Origin of the sequence: Mucilaginibacter sp. CSA2-8R, assembly GCF_038806765.1 — a bacterium.
Lineage (GTDB): Bacteria > Bacteroidota > Bacteroidia > Sphingobacteriales > Sphingobacteriaceae > Mucilaginibacter.
In genome coordinates this window covers 4,530,967-4,547,132 of sequence record NZ_CP152389.1, presented here as the reverse complement: position 1 = coordinate 4,547,132, position 16,166 = coordinate 4,530,967, and the positions used below count along the sequence as shown (strand labels likewise).

The following is a 16,166-nucleotide window of genomic DNA, read 5'->3' as shown; positions in this document are numbered from 1 at the left end:
GGCGCATTGCTTAGTATAATATACTACCGATTTTTTATGACCAACCTTTTGTATCACTAAATGGCAGATAAACTTATATTTATCCTACCGGGGATAACCTTGCTGCTTTTCTTTGCTAATATTTTTTTTAGAGGTAATAACGTCCAGTCTTGCATGCTGTTTGTACTGGCGTTTTTACCCTTAATGGATTTAAAAGTGACTAAAGAGGCGTGGGGCGGTTTTAAAACCTTTGACATCATCTGCCTTTATTGCTTAATTTTTTTGCTCAAAGAGTTTATTATGGTGAACTTAAACACGCATAATAACTTTTATTTTTTCCTCTTCCTGGTTATCGTAATCATTTTGCTCATCGGTGGTTTAGCCTCTGAGTTTCCTGCTAAAACCTATTTTAACGTAATCAGGATGTTACCCATCTTTATATTCGGCCGGTTTTTGCTTACCGAATTTTATAAAGATGACCGCTTTTACATCAAGGCCATTAATGCACTAAAAATAAGCTATGTTGTTGCATTATCCGTTTTGTTTATACAAACGATTGTTGGCTTAAGGTTTACTTTTTATCCGGTATTAGGACCTAACACCATCGACCCGGTTTTTCATACTGTACGCTATCCCGGTGTTTTCTTCGACTCACAAGCCAGCGGGCAGTTTTTAGCCATGGGGAGTTTCCTTTTCTTATTTTTAGAAAAAGATACAACCAAAAAAATGGCAATGTTAAACTACCTGGTATTTGCATTGGCTATAGCCGGTATTTTGCTGGCAGGCAGCCGTGCCGCTTTAGCCGGTTTTGGCTTAGGCCTCGTTTTGGTTATAATGATCGGATCAGGGCAGTATCGTGTATACGGTATAACTATCATTACTATAGGCGCGATTGCCTACCTGGTGCTGTCGCCTAAATCAGGTATATTTGAGCGTGCAAGCCGTATTAACGATGACTACTCTTACCGGGCTTCTATTTGGCGTGATGCACTAAACATTGCCAAAAAGCATCCGATGTTAGGCATCGGCTGGAACAATTATCAGAATTACATTATGCGCCACGACCAGGACCAGTACCTGGAACTTGAAAACCAGGAACTGCTGTATTTTACCCAGCCCGAAAACGGTTATTTAAAAATACTGGTAGAGTTAGGCTATATAGGTTTTGCCGCATTTGCATTATATTTAGTAGTCCCTGTTGTAAAAGGACTAATTTATTTTTTTACTAACTTATACGACCGCCGGGTAGTATTGCTCATTGCTGTATTGCTCAGTTGGATGGTGCCGTTTTATAGTGTTTACTCTATTACCGATTACCGGCTGCTTATTATGGTAACCTGCATGATTGTGTTAATTGTTGCCTATCCGCAAAAGGATTACAATGAATCCGCCTCTGCCTGAAACTGCTCAAGAAGAACAAAAGTCATCACTCGTTAAGAATGGTGCCTGGGGTGTTATAGCCAGTGTTTTACAGGTGCTATTTGTCAGCCTCTTTTTTGCTATCATGGCACGTCGTTACCAGCCTGCGGTATTTGGCCGTTTTTTGGTAGCCAATACTGTTTACCAGATTGTCGCTTCTTTCTCATCAATGGGCCTGGGGCAATGGTTTATCAGGCAGTATGCACTCGAACATGATAAGCGTTTTTTTACAAACAAATTTTTAAAACTACAGGCCGGCATGGGCATGGTATTTATGCTCATAAATATGGTGGTGGCACTTGTGCTTTACCAGGATGAGCAAATCAGGGTATTATGTGTAGTGTTAGGTACTAACATCGTATTTGATAACTTTATCAACGCCATAAAAACACTCAACGTAGCCGAAGGCGAGCAACGCAAATCGGCTATTGTATTGATGGTTGACGGCTTTTTGCGGCTGTTGGTTAGCGCTGTGCTTTTCATCTATCCATTGTCTATTGTTTGGCTTTCGGTATTGGTAATAGCCGTGCGGTTGCTTACACTTGGCATCATGCTCAGGTTAGGTTCATCAAGCAATATTAATCTGTTATCGTTGTGGCGTGCACCGGTGTTAATGGCTGATGCCAAACAGCTGGTTTTAGATAACTGGAGGTTTGTAGTTATCGGGAGTATTTCAATCATTTACTGGCGCAGCGGTAACATCATCATCTCAAAGATGCTTACCCTAGCCCATGTGGCCGATTACGAAGTGGCATTTCGCTTTTTCTCTATACTGCAAATACTGCCTCTGGTAGCATCTTCAACCATATATCCACAGTTTATTAAATATTTTAACAGCCGGGATTTATCAGCATTAAAAAACCTGTACAAAAATATATTTGTGCTTTATACCCTGTTCGCTATTACCACTTACGTGTTTGTATACGTTTTTGCAGATAAGGTTATCCCGATAGCTTTTGGCAACAATTACCCTGGTGCGGTAAGCTGTATGCAGCAGATGTTTTTAACCATACTGGTTTTGCCTACGGTATTACTGCAGGCTAACCTGATTGTAGCTATGGGGTTAGAAAAGCTTGATATGTGGTTTAATTTAATTAGTTTAACAGTACATGTTACGGTCAGCATTGTGGGGCTGCTGTTTTTTAAAGAGCTGCAAATAGTTAATTACGCCGTTTTTGCTTCGTTTATCGTTTTTCATTTACTGCAGGATGTTTTCCTGATCCGTAAAGAAATGATTATGGTTAGGCACGCGGTGTTATTTTATTTGGTTGTTGTGCTTACGGCGATAAGCTGCCAGTATGGAAGTGCCTATATACATCCGTATTTGTTATTTGCATTTTTTTTAATGCTCGTGGTTGTATGCGGCTTATATTTTATTTTAGCACAACGCCGGTTACAGCAAGCTGTTAAATAGTTTTATGTAATATAGTTTTATGGCTATACTCTCTATCATTATACCGGTTTACAACAAAGAACAATATATAGACGGCTGTTTAACATCTATACTTAATCAAACTTTTACCGATTTTGAACTGATTTTGGTAGATGACGGCTCGACCGACGAGAGCCAGGCAGTATGCCGCCGCTTTGCAGAAAAAGACAACCGGATAATACTCATTACTCAACCCAATGGTGGTGTATCAGCTGCCCGTAATGTTGGTTTAAGTAAGGCCAGTGGTAAATACATTGGTTTTATAGATAGTGATGATGCTATAGAGGCAGACATGTACGAGTTGCTGATACATAATGCAGAACAGTATGAGGCAGACATATCCATTTGCCGGCTAAAAACTATTTTTCCTGATAAAACGGTAGCTCCGGCAGAGCAGGTGGGGGTTAAAATTTATCAGCATGAACAAGCGTTATCCCTGTTTTTAAAAGGCGAACTTGACATGAGCGCTAACAATAAAATTTACAAAGCCGAACTGGCTAAGCAAATATTATTTAATGGTCATGTTTACGAAGATATTTTATACCTCAGTAAAGCTTTTTTAAAAGCTCAGAAGTCAGTATTTGAGAATGTGGTAAAATACCATTACATCGTACGGGACAATTCGGTGAGTGTTAAACAATTTAACGCCCGCTATCTGGAAACCATTGCCGTATCGGCCCAAATAGTAAAAATGGTAAAAGCAAAAGCACCTGATTGCCTGCCCGAAGCGCAGGCATTTGATGTGACGGCTAACCTTTCGTTGCTTAATTTGTTGTTATTGGCAGGTACGGAAGTTTATCCGCAGGCGTATCAACAGGTAATTACTACTTTAAATACTTACAACCAGTTCATTAAACATAACCCGGCAGTCCGGAAAAAGCATGAGTTAGCTTACCGGCTATTTAGCCTGTCGCCATGGCTGTACACCAAGGCTATGCATGCGTATAGTATGCTTACCGGTGCCGAAACTACGAAAAGAACCAAGAAGAAATCTTTGAAAGTAAATGAGGTTGGCTAATGTACATACCCGTGCACGATGGATTGACAACGTAAGAATACTGGCTACCCTTTTTGTGATCGGCTTGCATGTTTCAGTATACGGTATAGCCAGCGAATTTAATGCAGTTAATGGTGCTAACATCCATTGGTGGATTTGCAATTTTTACGAGTCGATATTTAGATGTTGTGTGCCTTTGTTTGTAATGCTTACTGGTGCGTTGCTGCTGCCGCAAACTTTGTCGTTAAAGCCTTTTTTAACCAAACGTTTTGGCCGTATACTTATTCCCGCCGTGTTTTGGGGAACTGTCTACATCATCTACAACCTGATAATGGCCAACAATAAATCAGTTTTTTCATCATATTACGATAGCTTTAGGTGGTTCAGGCATCAGGTTTTAGATGGGCCGATATCCTCTTTCTGGTATATTTATATGCTGGTGGGCTTATACTTATTTATTCCTGTTTTACAGCCTTGGGTAAAATCAGCTAATAACAAGGCCTTACTCTACTTTTTGTCCATCTGGTTACTTACAATTGTAGTAAAGCAATGGAAACTTATACCCCAACAATCACCCTTAGAGTTAAGGTACTTTAGTGGTTATGTAGGTTATTTATTATCGGGTTACTACTTAGCTCACCGCTTAGTGATTACAAAGAAGTTGTATATGTTTGCTTTAGTGGTATCAATAATTGGTTTTCTGGTTACATTGTTAGGTACCTATTGGGCTTCTGTATACCAGCGTGCATTTTCGGGTATATTTTACGAATACCTAAGCTTAAATGTGCTGGCCTTATCTGCCGGCGTATTTATTTTGATTAAAGGACAAAGTGAGAATATCGAGGATTACCGGCCGTTTTGGTTAAAAGAGTCGATAATAAAGTTTGGCTTTGGCATTTACCTTATACATCCCTTACCTTTAAAAATTATGGTATATTTCGGGTTAAATTACAAAGTGATTAACCCTTTACTGGCTATACCGTTATTAACACTGCTATGCCTAACTGTAAGTTATTTAGTAGCCTGGTTAATCAGTAAATTGCCATATGGCAAATATGTTACAGGATAAACATTGACACATGTCTTTTTTTAAGTTTATTTTTCAAGATTGGCATGCTAACCGGGGCAATGCAAAAGGGCGGGTTATACTGCTCCTTTTTCGTATAGCTAATTTTTGCTCGACCCGTAAAGTCTATTATTACATAGGTTTTCCGTACTTGATGTTTTATCGCATACTGGTAGAGTGGTTTTTTAGTATCGAAATACCCTGGAATACCAAAATTGGTAAAAACTTAGCGCTGTATCATGGTCAGGCATTGGTAATGACTAACCAGGTAATCATCGGCGAAAATTGTACTTTGCGGCAATGTACCACCATTGGCAATAAGCAACTTAAAGATGGGGGCTTCAGCACTTCGCCGGTTATTGGTAATAACGTAGATATAGGCAGTAATGTGTGTATTATTGGCGACATCAGCATTGCCGACCATGTAAAAATTGGCTGCGGTAGTGTGGTGGTAAAAGATGTGTCGGCCTATAGCACCGTTACCGGAAATCCCGGTATTGAACGTAAAAGAATGATTCCTGTAAATGATAACCTGCAACTATGAGCAAACCCCGAGTATTGTTTAGCATACCTACCCGGCATCACGTAGAAATAGCACTGGATGAGCTGGAAGGCTTGCAAGAGTTAGGTTATCCGTGCGGGCAATTTAGTTATTCCGCTAAAGAGGGGGTAACCTCAACCGCTGGGCGCTTAAAAGTGATTTTGAGCAACGCATGGGCACTGGTTAAAGTAGCTAAGCAGTTTAAACCGGACGTGATTTACTTTAACTCCCGGCTGGAGGTTATAGCGGGCATGCGCGATTATATCACTATCCGAATGTTCAGGCTTTTTTACCGAAGGCCGGTGTGTATCTTACTCAAGTCGCATGGTTCAGATATTGATGTTTTGCAGAGCAAGCAGCGCTTGGTAAGCAAAACCATTTTGCCATACCTGCAAAAAAACATAACAGGCTGGCTGTTTTTATCGTCTGAAGAGCGTAGGCTCATTGTTAATTCAGGCTTTTTGCCAGAGCAACGGGTATTTGTAACTAAGAACATTGTACGCAGTAATCATTTTAAGCATGATAGTTTGTTTAAGTCAAAGCTTAAAATACCTGCGGATTGCAAAGTGCTGCTTTTTGTTGGCCGCCTGATTAAGGAAAAAGGTATTTATGAGGTAATTGAGGGTTTTGCCAGGCTTAATGATCAGTTAACTAAAACGGTGTTAATTGTAGTAGGCTGGGGGACTGAAGAGATCGAGTTAAAACAGTTGTGTGAGCGCCTTAATATAGCAGACCACGTTATTTTTACCGGCTTTATTCCTGAGCAGGATGTGGTGGCCTATTACGCCAATAGCGATGTGCTGGTTTTTCCTACCTATTTTCCGGAGGGTTTCCCGATGGCATTATTTAACTCTGTGGCTGCCGGCTTAGGTATTGTGACTACACCAACAAGGGCTGCTGCAGATTATTTAACTTCGCCTGATAATTGTTTATGGGCTGAGGGGCAAAATAGCGAAAGCGTTTATCAGGCACTCAAGATGTTGTTGAGTGATGAACAATTGCTCCGTGATATGAAACAGCAAAACGTTAAAAAAGGGCAGGAGTTTAGCAAGGCACAGGTTGCTGCCGAACTGAGCGCAATTATAGAACAAGCAATAAAACTGTAATGGGACTGGTTGGTACACTTAAAACTATAAGGAACGAATTTTTACGGAGAGTGATTTATCGCCGGTATCAGATTGGACCTGGTTTTTATAGTGGTATCAGGGTAAGGATATGGGCCCGGCAAAAAATACAGATAGGTTGTAACTTTTATATTGGCCGCGATTCTTTTATTGAAAGTGATGTAACTATTGGCGACAATGTGATCTGGGCAAACCGGGTAGCCTTAGTGGGCCGGTACGATCATCATTATCAGCAAATTGGGGTGCCGGTGCGTTTGGCATCACAAATCCGCGACGCAGATTATAATTGGTTGGGTTTAAACAGCATGACAATTATTGGAAGTGATGTATGGGTTGGATATGGCTCAACTATATTGAGCGGTGTAACCATAGGTGATGGAAGCATTATTGCCGCAGGATCGGTAGTAACAAAAGATGTTGAAGCTTATAGTATTTATGGTGGTGTGCCTGCAAAAAAGATAAGAGATCGTTTTAACTCCAAAGATGATTTACAAAAACACCTCACAGCTCTCCAATTATTTCCTCAAAAGTGACCTTTTTGGGTATTTTTTTACCCGTATAATTTGTAAAAAAAATATCGTTGCTATTATTAAAATTAACTGAAAAAATACTGTTAATTTGTATGCACTATTTATTATACATAAGGCAATTATTTACATGGTTTTTAAAAAATATGGTAATATTTAAATTTATTTAAAAGTTAAATAATATTATAGCTTAACTATTTGATAATCAAATTTTTGTATAGTTTTTTAAAGAAGTTTTTGATAAGTTGAATTTTCTTATAGTGTTGGCATATAATATGCATAACAATTATTACAAACATGGTAGTTCGGCTTAAATTAAGCAACAAGAACTATTATTAAGTAAGGTGCTAACACAATAAACTTTAAGTAAAATGCTGCTGCAAAACCATTATAACCTGTCTGAGTTTCCACTGTTTGATCAAAGCATTGATGACTTGCCTTTAGAGGGTGGTAAAAAGTCAGTGTTGATTAATACAATCAATCAATACTCCTACTGCATGGCTGCTCAGGACGAGGATTTCAAAAAATCTTTGCAAAGTTCAGATATCTTATTGCCTGATGGTATAGGTGTAGTAGCAGCTGCTCGCTTTTTAAGTGGCGAAAAATTGCACAAGATTGCCGGTGCAGATGTGCATTTTCATTTATTAAATAAGCTGAATGCTGAAGGCGGAAAATGTTTTTACTTAGGTGCAACAGAAAATACACTTTCAAAAATTAAAGAGCGCCTGGCTGCAGAGTATCCTAACATCAAAGTAGAAAGTTATTCTCCGCCATATAAAGAACACTTTAGTGCAGAAGATAATGCTGCAATGGTACAAGCAGTGAATGCTTTTAAACCGGACGTACTATTTATAGGTATGACTGCTCCTAAACAAGAAAAATGGTCGTTTGAGCACAGAGAGTTGCTGCAAGCTGATGTAATTTGTACAATAGGTGCCGTATTTGATTTTTTTGCAGGAACCATCGAGCGTCCTAATCAAATATGGATAAACTTAGGTTTAGAGTGGTTAGGCCGCTTAGTACATGAGCCTAAACGTTTATGGAAACGTTATTTATACTACGGTCCGGTTTTCGTGAAAATGATTGTAGCTGAAAAGTTTAATCCACAAACTGCTTACAAAACAGAAGTTCAGAAAGCATACATCAATCGCTAAATATAAAACACTTACAATTTAACCTGATTAGAGACCCAGTACTTGTTTTTGTTATAAATTAAAGAGCGACGTATAACAGCTAAACGATCCGACTTAACTGCTGGTTTGTCGGCAAGCATTAACACTATAGAGCTATAAGAGTCGAGGTTTATTTTGCCGGAGTAAACACGGTTTTGAGCGTCGACATACTTGTTTTTAAGCGTTACCACTTTGGCTGTATTGCTGGCGTTATATTCAAATAATACAGCCTCTGCATCTGACTCAGTAGAAGAGCGGTCTTTACCCGAAAAAGATCTCCAATTAGATAAATTATAGCTTTCCTGATTGGTTTTGCCGTTTTTAACAGTTGCTGCCACAATACTGGCTGCTTTAGTGGCTGGTTGATAATAAAAATTACTATCAATCTGCCCAAAATCCTTTATGTCATCCTGATGGGTTGATAGCTTAATGGTTGCTTGAGCGTTAGTAGTAGACAGAAAATTATTGTTCTTGATCTGGTTGTTTCTAATAAAGCTGCTGGTGGCCATGTAATGGTCTTGCTCTAAGCGCAACTGTACGCCATTGTTTACCACGTTATTGTTATAAATGCTTATCTCTTTAGCGTTGTGTACTTTAATGCCGTTGTTACTGCATAAGGCTACGGTATTACCGGTAATAACCACGCTTTCAGAATTATCATCAATATAAATGCCTTCTGCTTGCATTGATGGATAACGGCCGCCACCCATAGCGTTGCCCACGCCGTGCAGTACAATGTTATCAATGATTTTTTTATTGCTGGTTTTAGACCAGTCACCTACATAAATACCGGCACCATCATCTTTGGTTAAACAAAAGTAAGTGATGTAGTTGTTTTTAACGTAAGATGAATTACCGCCGAAGTAAATGCCGTTATAACCTACACTGTCAATTACGTTTTTCTCAATAACAGTATTGTCGCCAAAAGAGGTAATAGCTTCATATGTACCAGAACCGCTTTTGCCCGCACCAGCTATTAAGCCGGTGTTGTTAATGCGGTTATTGCTGATTATTGAATTAATGCAACCTGCATCAAAATTTAAGCCGCTGCTTAACGAATGATTGATTTTACAGTTTTCGACAGTGATATAAGGACTGTAGTTGGCAAAAATGGCCTCAGCGCCGGTCATATTAATATTGCAGTTTTTTATAGTGATTTTTTTAGACTGAACAATATTAAAACTATTGTTACCGGCACCGGTAAAAGTTAAGTTTTCAAAAGTTACGTAGTTGAAACGTTTGATGTCTACCAGGTTACTTACGGTCGGGGTAGTAACGCTAAAGCCGTTCGGGTTTTTATTGCCAAAATATACCATCATGGCTTTACGATCTTCGTCATAAAACCATTCGCCAAACTGGTCTAAGGTTTTAGCACTTTTTTGGATGAAATAACCATAGCCATTAGTGGGTGCTGATTTAGTGCCTGCAGCGTAGGTTAAGGTGCTGCCAGTATGGTTGGTGATGGTGCTTTTGTCAATAATCCAACGATTTTTTCTGATAACGGCCTCGGCACCGGTCCAATTGATAGTACCGGTTAGTTCATTGTCAGTAATCGAATTATTTTCGTTATGAGATTCAAAGGTCAGGTAACCTGTATTTGGGTAACGTCCCATTGCTTTTTGAATACCATTAATTACCAACGAAGTGCCAGCAGATGTGCAAGCGCTTTCGTATATTCCGTTTTTAACTGCTTTCCAGTTGTTTAAAGTAGAGAAGCCGCTAACTTCAGGGTTTTTGCCTTTACCATAAGCACCTAAATATATAGGAGCAAAAACACCACCTGACCTTGAAACTGTAATGGCGCCGTAAAACACGTCACCTCTCTTAAATAGTACCGAGTCACCCGAACTCAAATTAGTAAAAATTTTATTGAGTTTATTTAAAGATTTCCATGGAGTGGCAGGATTACGGGCTTCAAGTATATTATGGTTATCATCACCTGTTGAGCTCGAAAAGTAGTAAATAGTGGCGTTAGCAGAAGACGACAACGTTAATAACATTGCCAGGAACATGCTTGATAAAGAATTTTTAAAGCTTGTAACTCTTAGTAAATTTTCCTGCGCTTTCATACACCTTGCTTTTTGTTAGTTAAATAACTAAATGACCGTGGGCTTTTACTTATTAGTTTATTGAGTTCTTTAGTGCTCGAGGAGTAGTTCTTAAGCTTTACAGCGCTCAATTTTTTCTATTTTCTATACGTGATTATACGATATAGTTATAGTCAAGGTTATATGTGTTCTGAAAAATATACAAAAATATAATAAAATTGCTCTAAAATAGGTACATTTTTCGTGCAGGTGCGTTTGGGTTTCGTTGAAGAAAATTTGAAGTTGTATTTAGAAAAAATGCCTTATAAGAAGTTAAAATAAAGTTTTTGGGATTTATTTTTAATGGTATTAGTGGTCAAAAAAAACTTGTAGGCTTAAGAAATTTTTACGTGCCAAAAATTACTATGCAGAAAAAGAAATTCTGCAGTTGAAATAACAAATAGTTGAAGTTAATAAAATTTACTACGTTGATGTAGGAGTGTAATCCATGCTTTGGTATTAATCTATAGTTATATTTTAATAATGAAATCGCTTAAAAAATAAAAAGGCTAAATGCGTCTATTGCATTTAGCCTTTTTATTGCTGATTGGGGACTTTTAATATTCCGGGATCTGCAGGTTAGAGAGTTGGTATGTCTTTGCTGCTTTTAACACCTTAAGCTGCCGCTCGAGTGTGCTAATCATAAAGTCGTCTTGTACGTTCGAAATATAATTGCCTTGGTTAGCGTATTCATCTACCTCAAAGGCGATTAATGCAAAGCCGCAGCCTGGAATCGCACTTTTCAGGTAATCGGCCAAATCACACATTTTCTGGCTGTTGATTTTTGTTAGGTTGATTTCCGCACTCATATGTATAGGGTAGATATAGCTATGTACTTTTTGTATACGGTGCCGGTTGTTTAAATGTTGCAACTTTTTATTTAAAAAGCTGTAATTTTTTTCCGGCTGTTATTCCCGGATAATCGTCAGATCTGAACGGGCTTACAGGCAGGCCTGATTTACTGTATAAATTTGCTGTAAGCGGCGAGTCGCTCCAGGCATAACGTACGGATACAGGCTCTTTAACCTGGCTGCACCAAACCTTCACTTTTTCGCCGGTAATTTGCGCTTGTGCAGGGTAAAACTTATGATCTGCCCCAGCTAGTTCAAAACCTTTAGGCGTGCTGCTGTTTTTCGTAGTCAGTCCTTTGTCGGCCTCGGTAAACGTAACCCAGGCGGCCCCCTCTAAAAAAGTTGCCGATTGGTATACAGGGCTTATATCAACACCCGGGAAGTGGTAAACTTTGTTCAGCGCAGCATCGGCCAGGCGCATACCAACCGGAGCCTTATTAGTGGGGTGCAGGTTTTGAGGGTTGCCAACATCATAAGTTATTGCTATGCCCGTATTGGGGAGCTTTAGCGCGATGGTTTGTGCTTCACGCAATTCTGCCCAGGTGCTGCCCTGATTACTGTTTTGGAAAGGGCCGAAGGCAGGCAATTGCACAATCATAAAAGGCAGGTTAGTTTTCCATTTACTGCGCCAGTCATTAATAAGTAACGGCAATGTGGTTTTGTACTGGTTGGCCCTGGCTGCGTTACTTTCGCCCTGATACCAGGCCACCCCGGCAACAGATAACGGAACCAGTGGGTTAACCATGGCATTATACACTGTAAATACGGTTTGGTTGGTAGTGGGTTCTACGCGGTACGGCTTACTAAAATCAGGCATCAAGTGCCATTTGTAGTCGGCCAGGGGCATGGTGGTTGTGGCAAATTTTATATAGGTATTTGCCATATCACCGTTTAGGCCAAAGCCAAACCACCAGGGGTCTTTTTGGTCTGAAAGTAACTGAAGTACTAGGTTGTTTTCGCCAATCTTCCAAGTGCCCGTGGGTAGGTCAATCATTTTGCCTTTAGGCAAAGCGCCTTTAAATATTGATTTGCCGTTAATGTATAGGTCTATATCAGCATCGGTATCACCTAATTTTAAGGCGGAAGGTGCATTAACCAAATCATCATATAATACCATGCTGCGCTGCATAAAACCGGTGCCACGGTAAGCATACCAGTTAGCCTGCCATTGCCATGGGCCTAATGTGCCGGTAGGCCAAGTGTTGAAAAAAGCGGGGGACTCCTGAGCTAATTGCGAAACTTGATAGTTTTTTACCGGTTGATTGTGGTACGCATAAGCTTTTATATCGGCTTCGGCCAGCTTTTTAATAGCGGGCCAGTTGTCAGGCTGCTGCTTAACAACTGTACTCAACTCGGGCGAACGTAACAAGCCTTCTTTACTAATCCAGCACTCGGCTTGCGATGCTCCCCAGCTGCTGTGTACAATACCAATGGTTACATGTAGTTTTTTTGCCAATTGCTTGGCAAAATAATAGCCTACTGCCGAAAAGTAGCCCACCTTATCGGCCAATGCTTTGATCCACTCGCCGCCCGACAGTTGTTTTTCGGGCGTCAAACTCATTTTTTGTGGAACCAGAAACTGCCTTACCGGAATAGTATCTGCTTGTTTTTGCTCTTGCTCATAACCGGTTGCCTGGTTTAAAAAGAACTGCATATTGGATTGTCCCGAACATATCCATACTTCGCCAAGCATTACGTCCTTGTATTGCAAGTGCTCTTTGCCCGATGTGATGTCCATAACATAAGGGCCGCCAGCTGCCATGGGCGATAGTACAGCTTTCCAATTACCTTTAGTATCAGCTGTTGTATTAGCTTGTTGCCCGTTTAAGGTCACTTTTACTTTCGCGGCATTTTTGCACCAACCCCAAACAGTAATTTTTTGGTTGCGCTGTAATACCATATGGTCGGCAAAAAGCCTGGATGTACTGAGCTGCGCCTGGCTTGGCGTAGTGCATTCTGACAGGGCCACAATAAGTAAAATAACTGTCCAAAGGCAGGTACGGGCTTTATTCATCTTAAGTCAATTGTGTAATTCGTTAATGGATACTGCCGGTTGCATAGGCCATCGGTAGTATTTGAAATTCAATAGCAGTAACATAACCTTATACCGCCTTTGTACAATAAATGTTTAATACAAGAATATATAGTAAGATGCGCTGTTTGAAAAGAAATTGTTAATAAGTAAATAGTACCATACGAGCATGAAATAGTACCATAGCTGACCGACGCTTACTCCCTATATTTGTAACAACATGAAAAGGGAAATACCGGTTTACGATATCTGTACGCTGTCAGCGTTTAAGCAGGACGATATTCTGATTAGCCGGTTTGCGCCTTATCTGGCACAGCATCATAATCTGCATTTGGCACATAAGCACAGCTTTTACCATTTAGTATTTTTTACTAAAGGTGGTGGTACTCATGCTATCGATTTTGAGCAATTTGTAGTAAGGCCGTTTCAGATTTATTTTATGGTGCCAGGGCAGGTGCATAGCTGGAGCTTTGAGGGCAAGGTTGACGGGTACGTTATCAATTTTTCTGAGCTCTTTTTTCAGTCTTTTTTGTTGAAGCCGGATTACTTAGCACAGTTCCCTTTTTTTGATGGCAACATCCGTGATGCAGTTATTGATTTACCTGCCAAAACGCATCAGCCGGTTACAACACTGTTTGAGCAATTAATTACTGAGACAGAGCAAGACCAGCGGATGAGTGCGGATTTAGTTCGTGCGCTTTTGTTGCAGCTGTTTATTACGATAGGTCGCTTAGGTGCCGAGCCGTCATCCGATCGGGTGAATGCCTATAATTATACCCTGCTAAAAAATTTTCAGCAATTAGTTGAGCAAAACTATACCAGATTGCGCTTGCCTAAAGAGTATGCCGAACTGCTTTATATTACGCCAAATCACTTAAATGGTATTTGTAAAGAAGTGATGGGGATACCTGCCGGAGAATTGATTCGGAATCGTATTGTGCTGGAAGCAAAACGTTTGCTTATTAATTTACAGCTAACCATCAGCGAGATTGCTGCGCGGCTCAACTTTGAAGATAATTCATATTTTACCAAGTTTTTTAAAAAACAAACCGGCCTTACGCCAGAGCAATTCAGAAATAAGGCTTTAAATACCAATCATCATGAAAACATTAACGTTAGATAAAAGTAACATGACAGCAAGTCCATCTATACTAAAAGCTGCCATGCATGCCAAATGCCCCAAATGCCGCACCGGTAATATGTTTGCCAACGGTATGTACAGGTTTGGTGGTCAGCAAATGTATAATGAGTGCCCGCATTGTGGCTTTCATTTTGAGATAGAGCCCGGATATTTTTATGTGGCCATGTTTGTAAGCTATGCCATGAATGTGGCTGAGATGGTTACACTGGCCGTGGCTACTTACATCCTAACCGGTAACCTGGAATCGCCTTGGTTGTATATCAGCGTCCTCTTAACGTCGGCTTTAGTGCTTGCACCGTTTAACTTCAGGTTTTCGCGGGTGGTTTTATTATACTGGTTAACACCGGGTTTGCATTTTGATCCTAATAGAGCAAAAGGTTACTAAACCGAATTTTTGTTATGCTTATAAACAACAAAGGCTCCGTAAAAACGGAGCTTTTGTTGTTTATGCGATACTGATTATACAGCGTCTGATAGAGACGAAAAGGTGAAATCGCGAATCTTCATCGGCGGAATCATATAACTGCGGTAGCTTTCTACACTAATAGCTCGCTCTGGTTTTCCAAGAGCTTCAACGTTGTTCAGCATAATTACCGGGCTTTCATTAAAGCGCATGTTCTTGATCGGGAATTTAATTTTGCCGTTTTCGATATAAAAAGTGCCGTCGCGGGTAAGACCGGTTAAGGCTAACACCTGAGGGTCTACCATTCGGATATACCACAGGCGCGATACCAGGATGCCGCGTTCGGTACTCTTAATCATATCTTCCAAGCTGGTGGTGCCGCCATCCATAATAATATTACTCGGGCCGGGCAATGGTTTAGCGCCTTTCTTTTCGGCCCAGTAGCGCGAGTACGACAGGTTTTTTACCACGCCGTTTTGTATCCAGTAGGTTTTTTCTAAAGGCAGTCCGTCACCACTCCAGGTGTTGGCAGGTAAGTCGGCATTAAACGGATCAGAATAAATGTTAACCTTATCGTCCATTAGTTTTTCGCCCAGGCGGGTGCCGCCGCCGCGCTTGCTCAGGTAGCTGCGGCCTTCGTCGGCACTGCGGGCATCAAACCTAAACATGTTTTCCATCATATATACCGCAGCGGTTGGCTCCAGTATTACAGTATATTTACCTGGCTCAATAGCGCGTGCACCAACAGACCCATTGGCCTTTTGTGCGGCAATTTTGGTGGCTCCCAAGGTATCAAGTTTGCTTACATCGGTAAAACCACGTGCAGCGTAACCCGAGCCTGTACCGGCTTTGTTACGGGTAGTTACCGAAAAGGTAACGTCTGTTGATTTATTGTAGGCAAACAACCCTTTGTTGTTCATGGTAGCATAAAAGCTGGTGGTATTTTCCAAAAAGCCGGCTGCATCTAAACCGGCGTCTTTTGATGCTTTTAAACTTGCGGCAACCATATCGGCCCGGCTCTCCGGCGTCATAGCAGCTGTTTTTTCATTGTAAGTATTTGATTCGGCAAAAGTTTGCGGACCTAACGGCGGCATGTGCTCCGGGTTTTCTGGCGCCAGTTGTGCCAGTTCTTCCGAGCGGCGCACTACTTTTTCTAATGATGCGTCATCAAACTCGTTAATGGTAGCTGTGCCGGTTTTTTTACCGAAGGTCGAGCTCACCGCTAATCCTAAAGTACTGATATCGCCGGCGGTTGATACAGCATTTAACGCCGTACGAATGTTTCCGCCTTCGTTACCATTTAGTCCTATTTCGCACTCGTCGGCTTTTGAGTAACTAAGCACTTTCTTTAATAAAGCTTGTGCTTCTTCTTTGCTAAGTATTGGCATATCTCGA

14 protein-coding genes are annotated in these 16,166 nt (G+C 40.6%); 10 read left to right on the top strand and 4 right to left on the bottom strand.

Annotated features, from left to right (window positions below; translation table 11 throughout):
- Window positions 1–60: 60 nt before the first annotated feature.
- The 8 genes from AAGR14_RS19385 (at window position 61) to AAGR14_RS19350 (ending at window position 8,239) form a co-directional block, all read left to right on the top strand.
- A complete protein-coding gene (locus AAGR14_RS19385) occupies window positions 61–1,380 on the top strand; it encodes an O-antigen ligase family protein (protein ID WP_342645895.1) in 1,320 nt (439 codons plus the stop codon).
- Window positions 1,361–2,812: an oligosaccharide flippase family protein gene (locus AAGR14_RS19380; RefSeq protein ID WP_342645894.1), complete on the top strand. Its 1,452-nt coding sequence runs from the start codon at window positions 1,361–1,363 to the stop codon at window positions 2,810–2,812. The genes AAGR14_RS19385 and AAGR14_RS19380 overlap by 20 nt, the downstream gene beginning before the upstream one ends.
- 19 nt (window positions 2,813–2,831) lie before the next feature.
- Window positions 2,832–3,848 (top strand): glycosyltransferase, encoded by a 1,017-nt coding sequence (locus AAGR14_RS19375; protein ID WP_342645893.1) that lies wholly within the window; start codon window positions 2,832–2,834, stop codon window positions 3,846–3,848.
- Window positions 3,835–4,896 carry an acyltransferase family protein gene (locus tag AAGR14_RS19370; protein WP_342645892.1) on the top strand — a complete coding sequence of 354 codons (1,062 nt, stop codon included), beginning with the start codon at window positions 3,835–3,837 and terminating at the stop codon, window positions 4,894–4,896. The genes AAGR14_RS19375 and AAGR14_RS19370 overlap by 14 nt, the downstream gene beginning before the upstream one ends.
- A gap of 10 nt (window positions 4,897–4,906) precedes the next feature.
- Complete coding sequence (locus AAGR14_RS19365; protein ID WP_342645891.1) at window positions 4,907–5,437, top strand: serine acetyltransferase; 531 nt, start codon at window positions 4,907–4,909, stop codon at window positions 5,435–5,437.
- Window positions 5,434–6,540, top strand: a complete 1,107-nt coding sequence (locus AAGR14_RS19360; RefSeq protein ID WP_342645890.1) for a glycosyltransferase family 4 protein — start codon at window positions 5,434–5,436, stop codon at window positions 6,538–6,540. Before AAGR14_RS19365 ends, AAGR14_RS19360 begins: the two co-directional genes overlap by 4 nt.
- Window positions 6,540–7,091: a DapH/DapD/GlmU-related protein gene (locus AAGR14_RS19355; RefSeq protein WP_342645889.1), complete on the top strand. Its 552-nt coding sequence runs from the start codon at window positions 6,540–6,542 to the stop codon at window positions 7,089–7,091. Before AAGR14_RS19360 ends, AAGR14_RS19355 begins: the two co-directional genes overlap by 1 nt.
- 365 nt (window positions 7,092–7,456) lie before the next feature.
- Complete coding sequence (locus AAGR14_RS19350) at window positions 7,457–8,239, top strand: WecB/TagA/CpsF family glycosyltransferase (RefSeq protein WP_342645888.1); 783 nt, start codon at window positions 7,457–7,459, stop codon at window positions 8,237–8,239.
- Between the two features lie 11 nt (window positions 8,240–8,250).
- On the opposite strand, the gene AAGR14_RS19345 is transcribed toward AAGR14_RS19350, so the two are convergent.
- From AAGR14_RS19345 to AAGR14_RS19335, 3 genes are all read right to left on the bottom strand, one after another.
- Window positions 8,251–10,257, bottom strand: a complete 2,007-nt coding sequence (locus tag AAGR14_RS19345; RefSeq protein WP_342645887.1) for a right-handed parallel beta-helix repeat-containing protein — start codon at window positions 10,255–10,257, stop codon at window positions 8,251–8,253.
- A 644-nt stretch (window positions 10,258–10,901) separates the two neighbouring features.
- Window positions 10,902–11,153 (bottom strand): hypothetical protein, encoded by a 252-nt coding sequence (locus AAGR14_RS19340; protein ID WP_342645886.1) that lies wholly within the window; start codon window positions 11,151–11,153, stop codon window positions 10,902–10,904.
- A gap of 67 nt (window positions 11,154–11,220) precedes the next feature.
- Window positions 11,221–13,209 (bottom strand): sialate O-acetylesterase, encoded by a 1,989-nt coding sequence (locus tag AAGR14_RS19335; RefSeq protein WP_342645885.1) that lies wholly within the window; start codon window positions 13,207–13,209, stop codon window positions 11,221–11,223.
- A gap of 238 nt (window positions 13,210–13,447) precedes the next feature.
- On the opposite strand from AAGR14_RS19335, the gene AAGR14_RS19330 reads away from it, so the two are divergent.
- Complete coding sequence (locus AAGR14_RS19330) at window positions 13,448–14,350, top strand: helix-turn-helix transcriptional regulator (RefSeq protein WP_342645884.1); 903 nt, start codon at window positions 13,448–13,450, stop codon at window positions 14,348–14,350.
- On the top strand, window positions 14,328–14,753 hold the full coding sequence (locus AAGR14_RS19325; protein ID WP_342645883.1) for a DUF983 domain-containing protein: 426 nt from the start codon (window positions 14,328–14,330) through the stop codon (window positions 14,751–14,753). The genes AAGR14_RS19330 and AAGR14_RS19325 overlap by 23 nt, the downstream gene beginning before the upstream one ends.
- 74 nt (window positions 14,754–14,827) lie before the next feature.
- Here the strand turns inward: AAGR14_RS19325 and AAGR14_RS19320 are convergent, their stop codons facing one another.
- Window positions 14,828–16,159, bottom strand: coding sequence for a TldD/PmbA family protein (locus tag AAGR14_RS19320; RefSeq protein ID WP_342645882.1), 1,332 nt, complete (start codon window positions 16,157–16,159; stop codon window positions 14,828–14,830).
- Between the last annotated feature and the right edge of the window lie 7 nt (window positions 16,160–16,166).

What these genes read in the sequence shown, in the direction of transcription:
- AAGR14_RS19350 (WP_342645888.1), top strand. Translation starts at nt 7,457, where the DNA reads ATGCTGCTGCAAAACCATTATAACCTGTCTGAGTTTCCACTGTTTGAT.
- AAGR14_RS19320 (WP_342645882.1), bottom strand. Translation starts at nt 16,159, where the DNA reads ATGCCAATACTTAGCAAAGAAGAAGCACAAGCTTTATTAAAGAAAGTG.
- AAGR14_RS19360 (WP_342645890.1), top strand. Translation starts at nt 5,434, where the DNA reads ATGAGCAAACCCCGAGTATTGTTTAGCATACCTACCCGGCATCACGTA.
- AAGR14_RS19325 (WP_342645883.1), top strand. Translation starts at nt 14,328, where the DNA reads ATGAAAACATTAACGTTAGATAAAAGTAACATGACAGCAAGTCCATCT.
- AAGR14_RS19335 (WP_342645885.1), bottom strand. Translation starts at nt 13,209, where the DNA reads ATGAATAAAGCCCGTACCTGCCTTTGGACAGTTATTTTACTTATTGTG.
- AAGR14_RS19330 (WP_342645884.1), top strand. Translation starts at nt 13,448, where the DNA reads ATGAAAAGGGAAATACCGGTTTACGATATCTGTACGCTGTCAGCGTTT.
- AAGR14_RS19375 (WP_342645893.1), top strand. Translation starts at nt 2,832, where the DNA reads ATGGCTATACTCTCTATCATTATACCGGTTTACAACAAAGAACAATAT.
- AAGR14_RS19365 (WP_342645891.1), top strand. Translation starts at nt 4,907, where the DNA reads ATGTCTTTTTTTAAGTTTATTTTTCAAGATTGGCATGCTAACCGGGGC.
- AAGR14_RS19370 (WP_342645892.1), top strand. Translation starts at nt 3,835, where the DNA reads ATGAGGTTGGCTAATGTACATACCCGTGCACGATGGATTGACAACGTA.
- AAGR14_RS19345 (WP_342645887.1), bottom strand. Translation starts at nt 10,257, where the DNA reads ATGTTATTAACGTTGTCGTCTTCTGCTAACGCCACTATTTACTACTTT.
- AAGR14_RS19340 (WP_342645886.1), bottom strand. Translation starts at nt 11,153, where the DNA reads ATGAGTGCGGAAATCAACCTAACAAAAATCAACAGCCAGAAAATGTGT.
- AAGR14_RS19385 (WP_342645895.1), top strand. Translation starts at nt 61, where the DNA reads ATGGCAGATAAACTTATATTTATCCTACCGGGGATAACCTTGCTGCTT.
- AAGR14_RS19380 (WP_342645894.1), top strand. Translation starts at nt 1,361, where the DNA reads ATGAATCCGCCTCTGCCTGAAACTGCTCAAGAAGAACAAAAGTCATCA.
- AAGR14_RS19355 (WP_342645889.1), top strand. Translation starts at nt 6,540, where the DNA reads ATGGGACTGGTTGGTACACTTAAAACTATAAGGAACGAATTTTTACGG.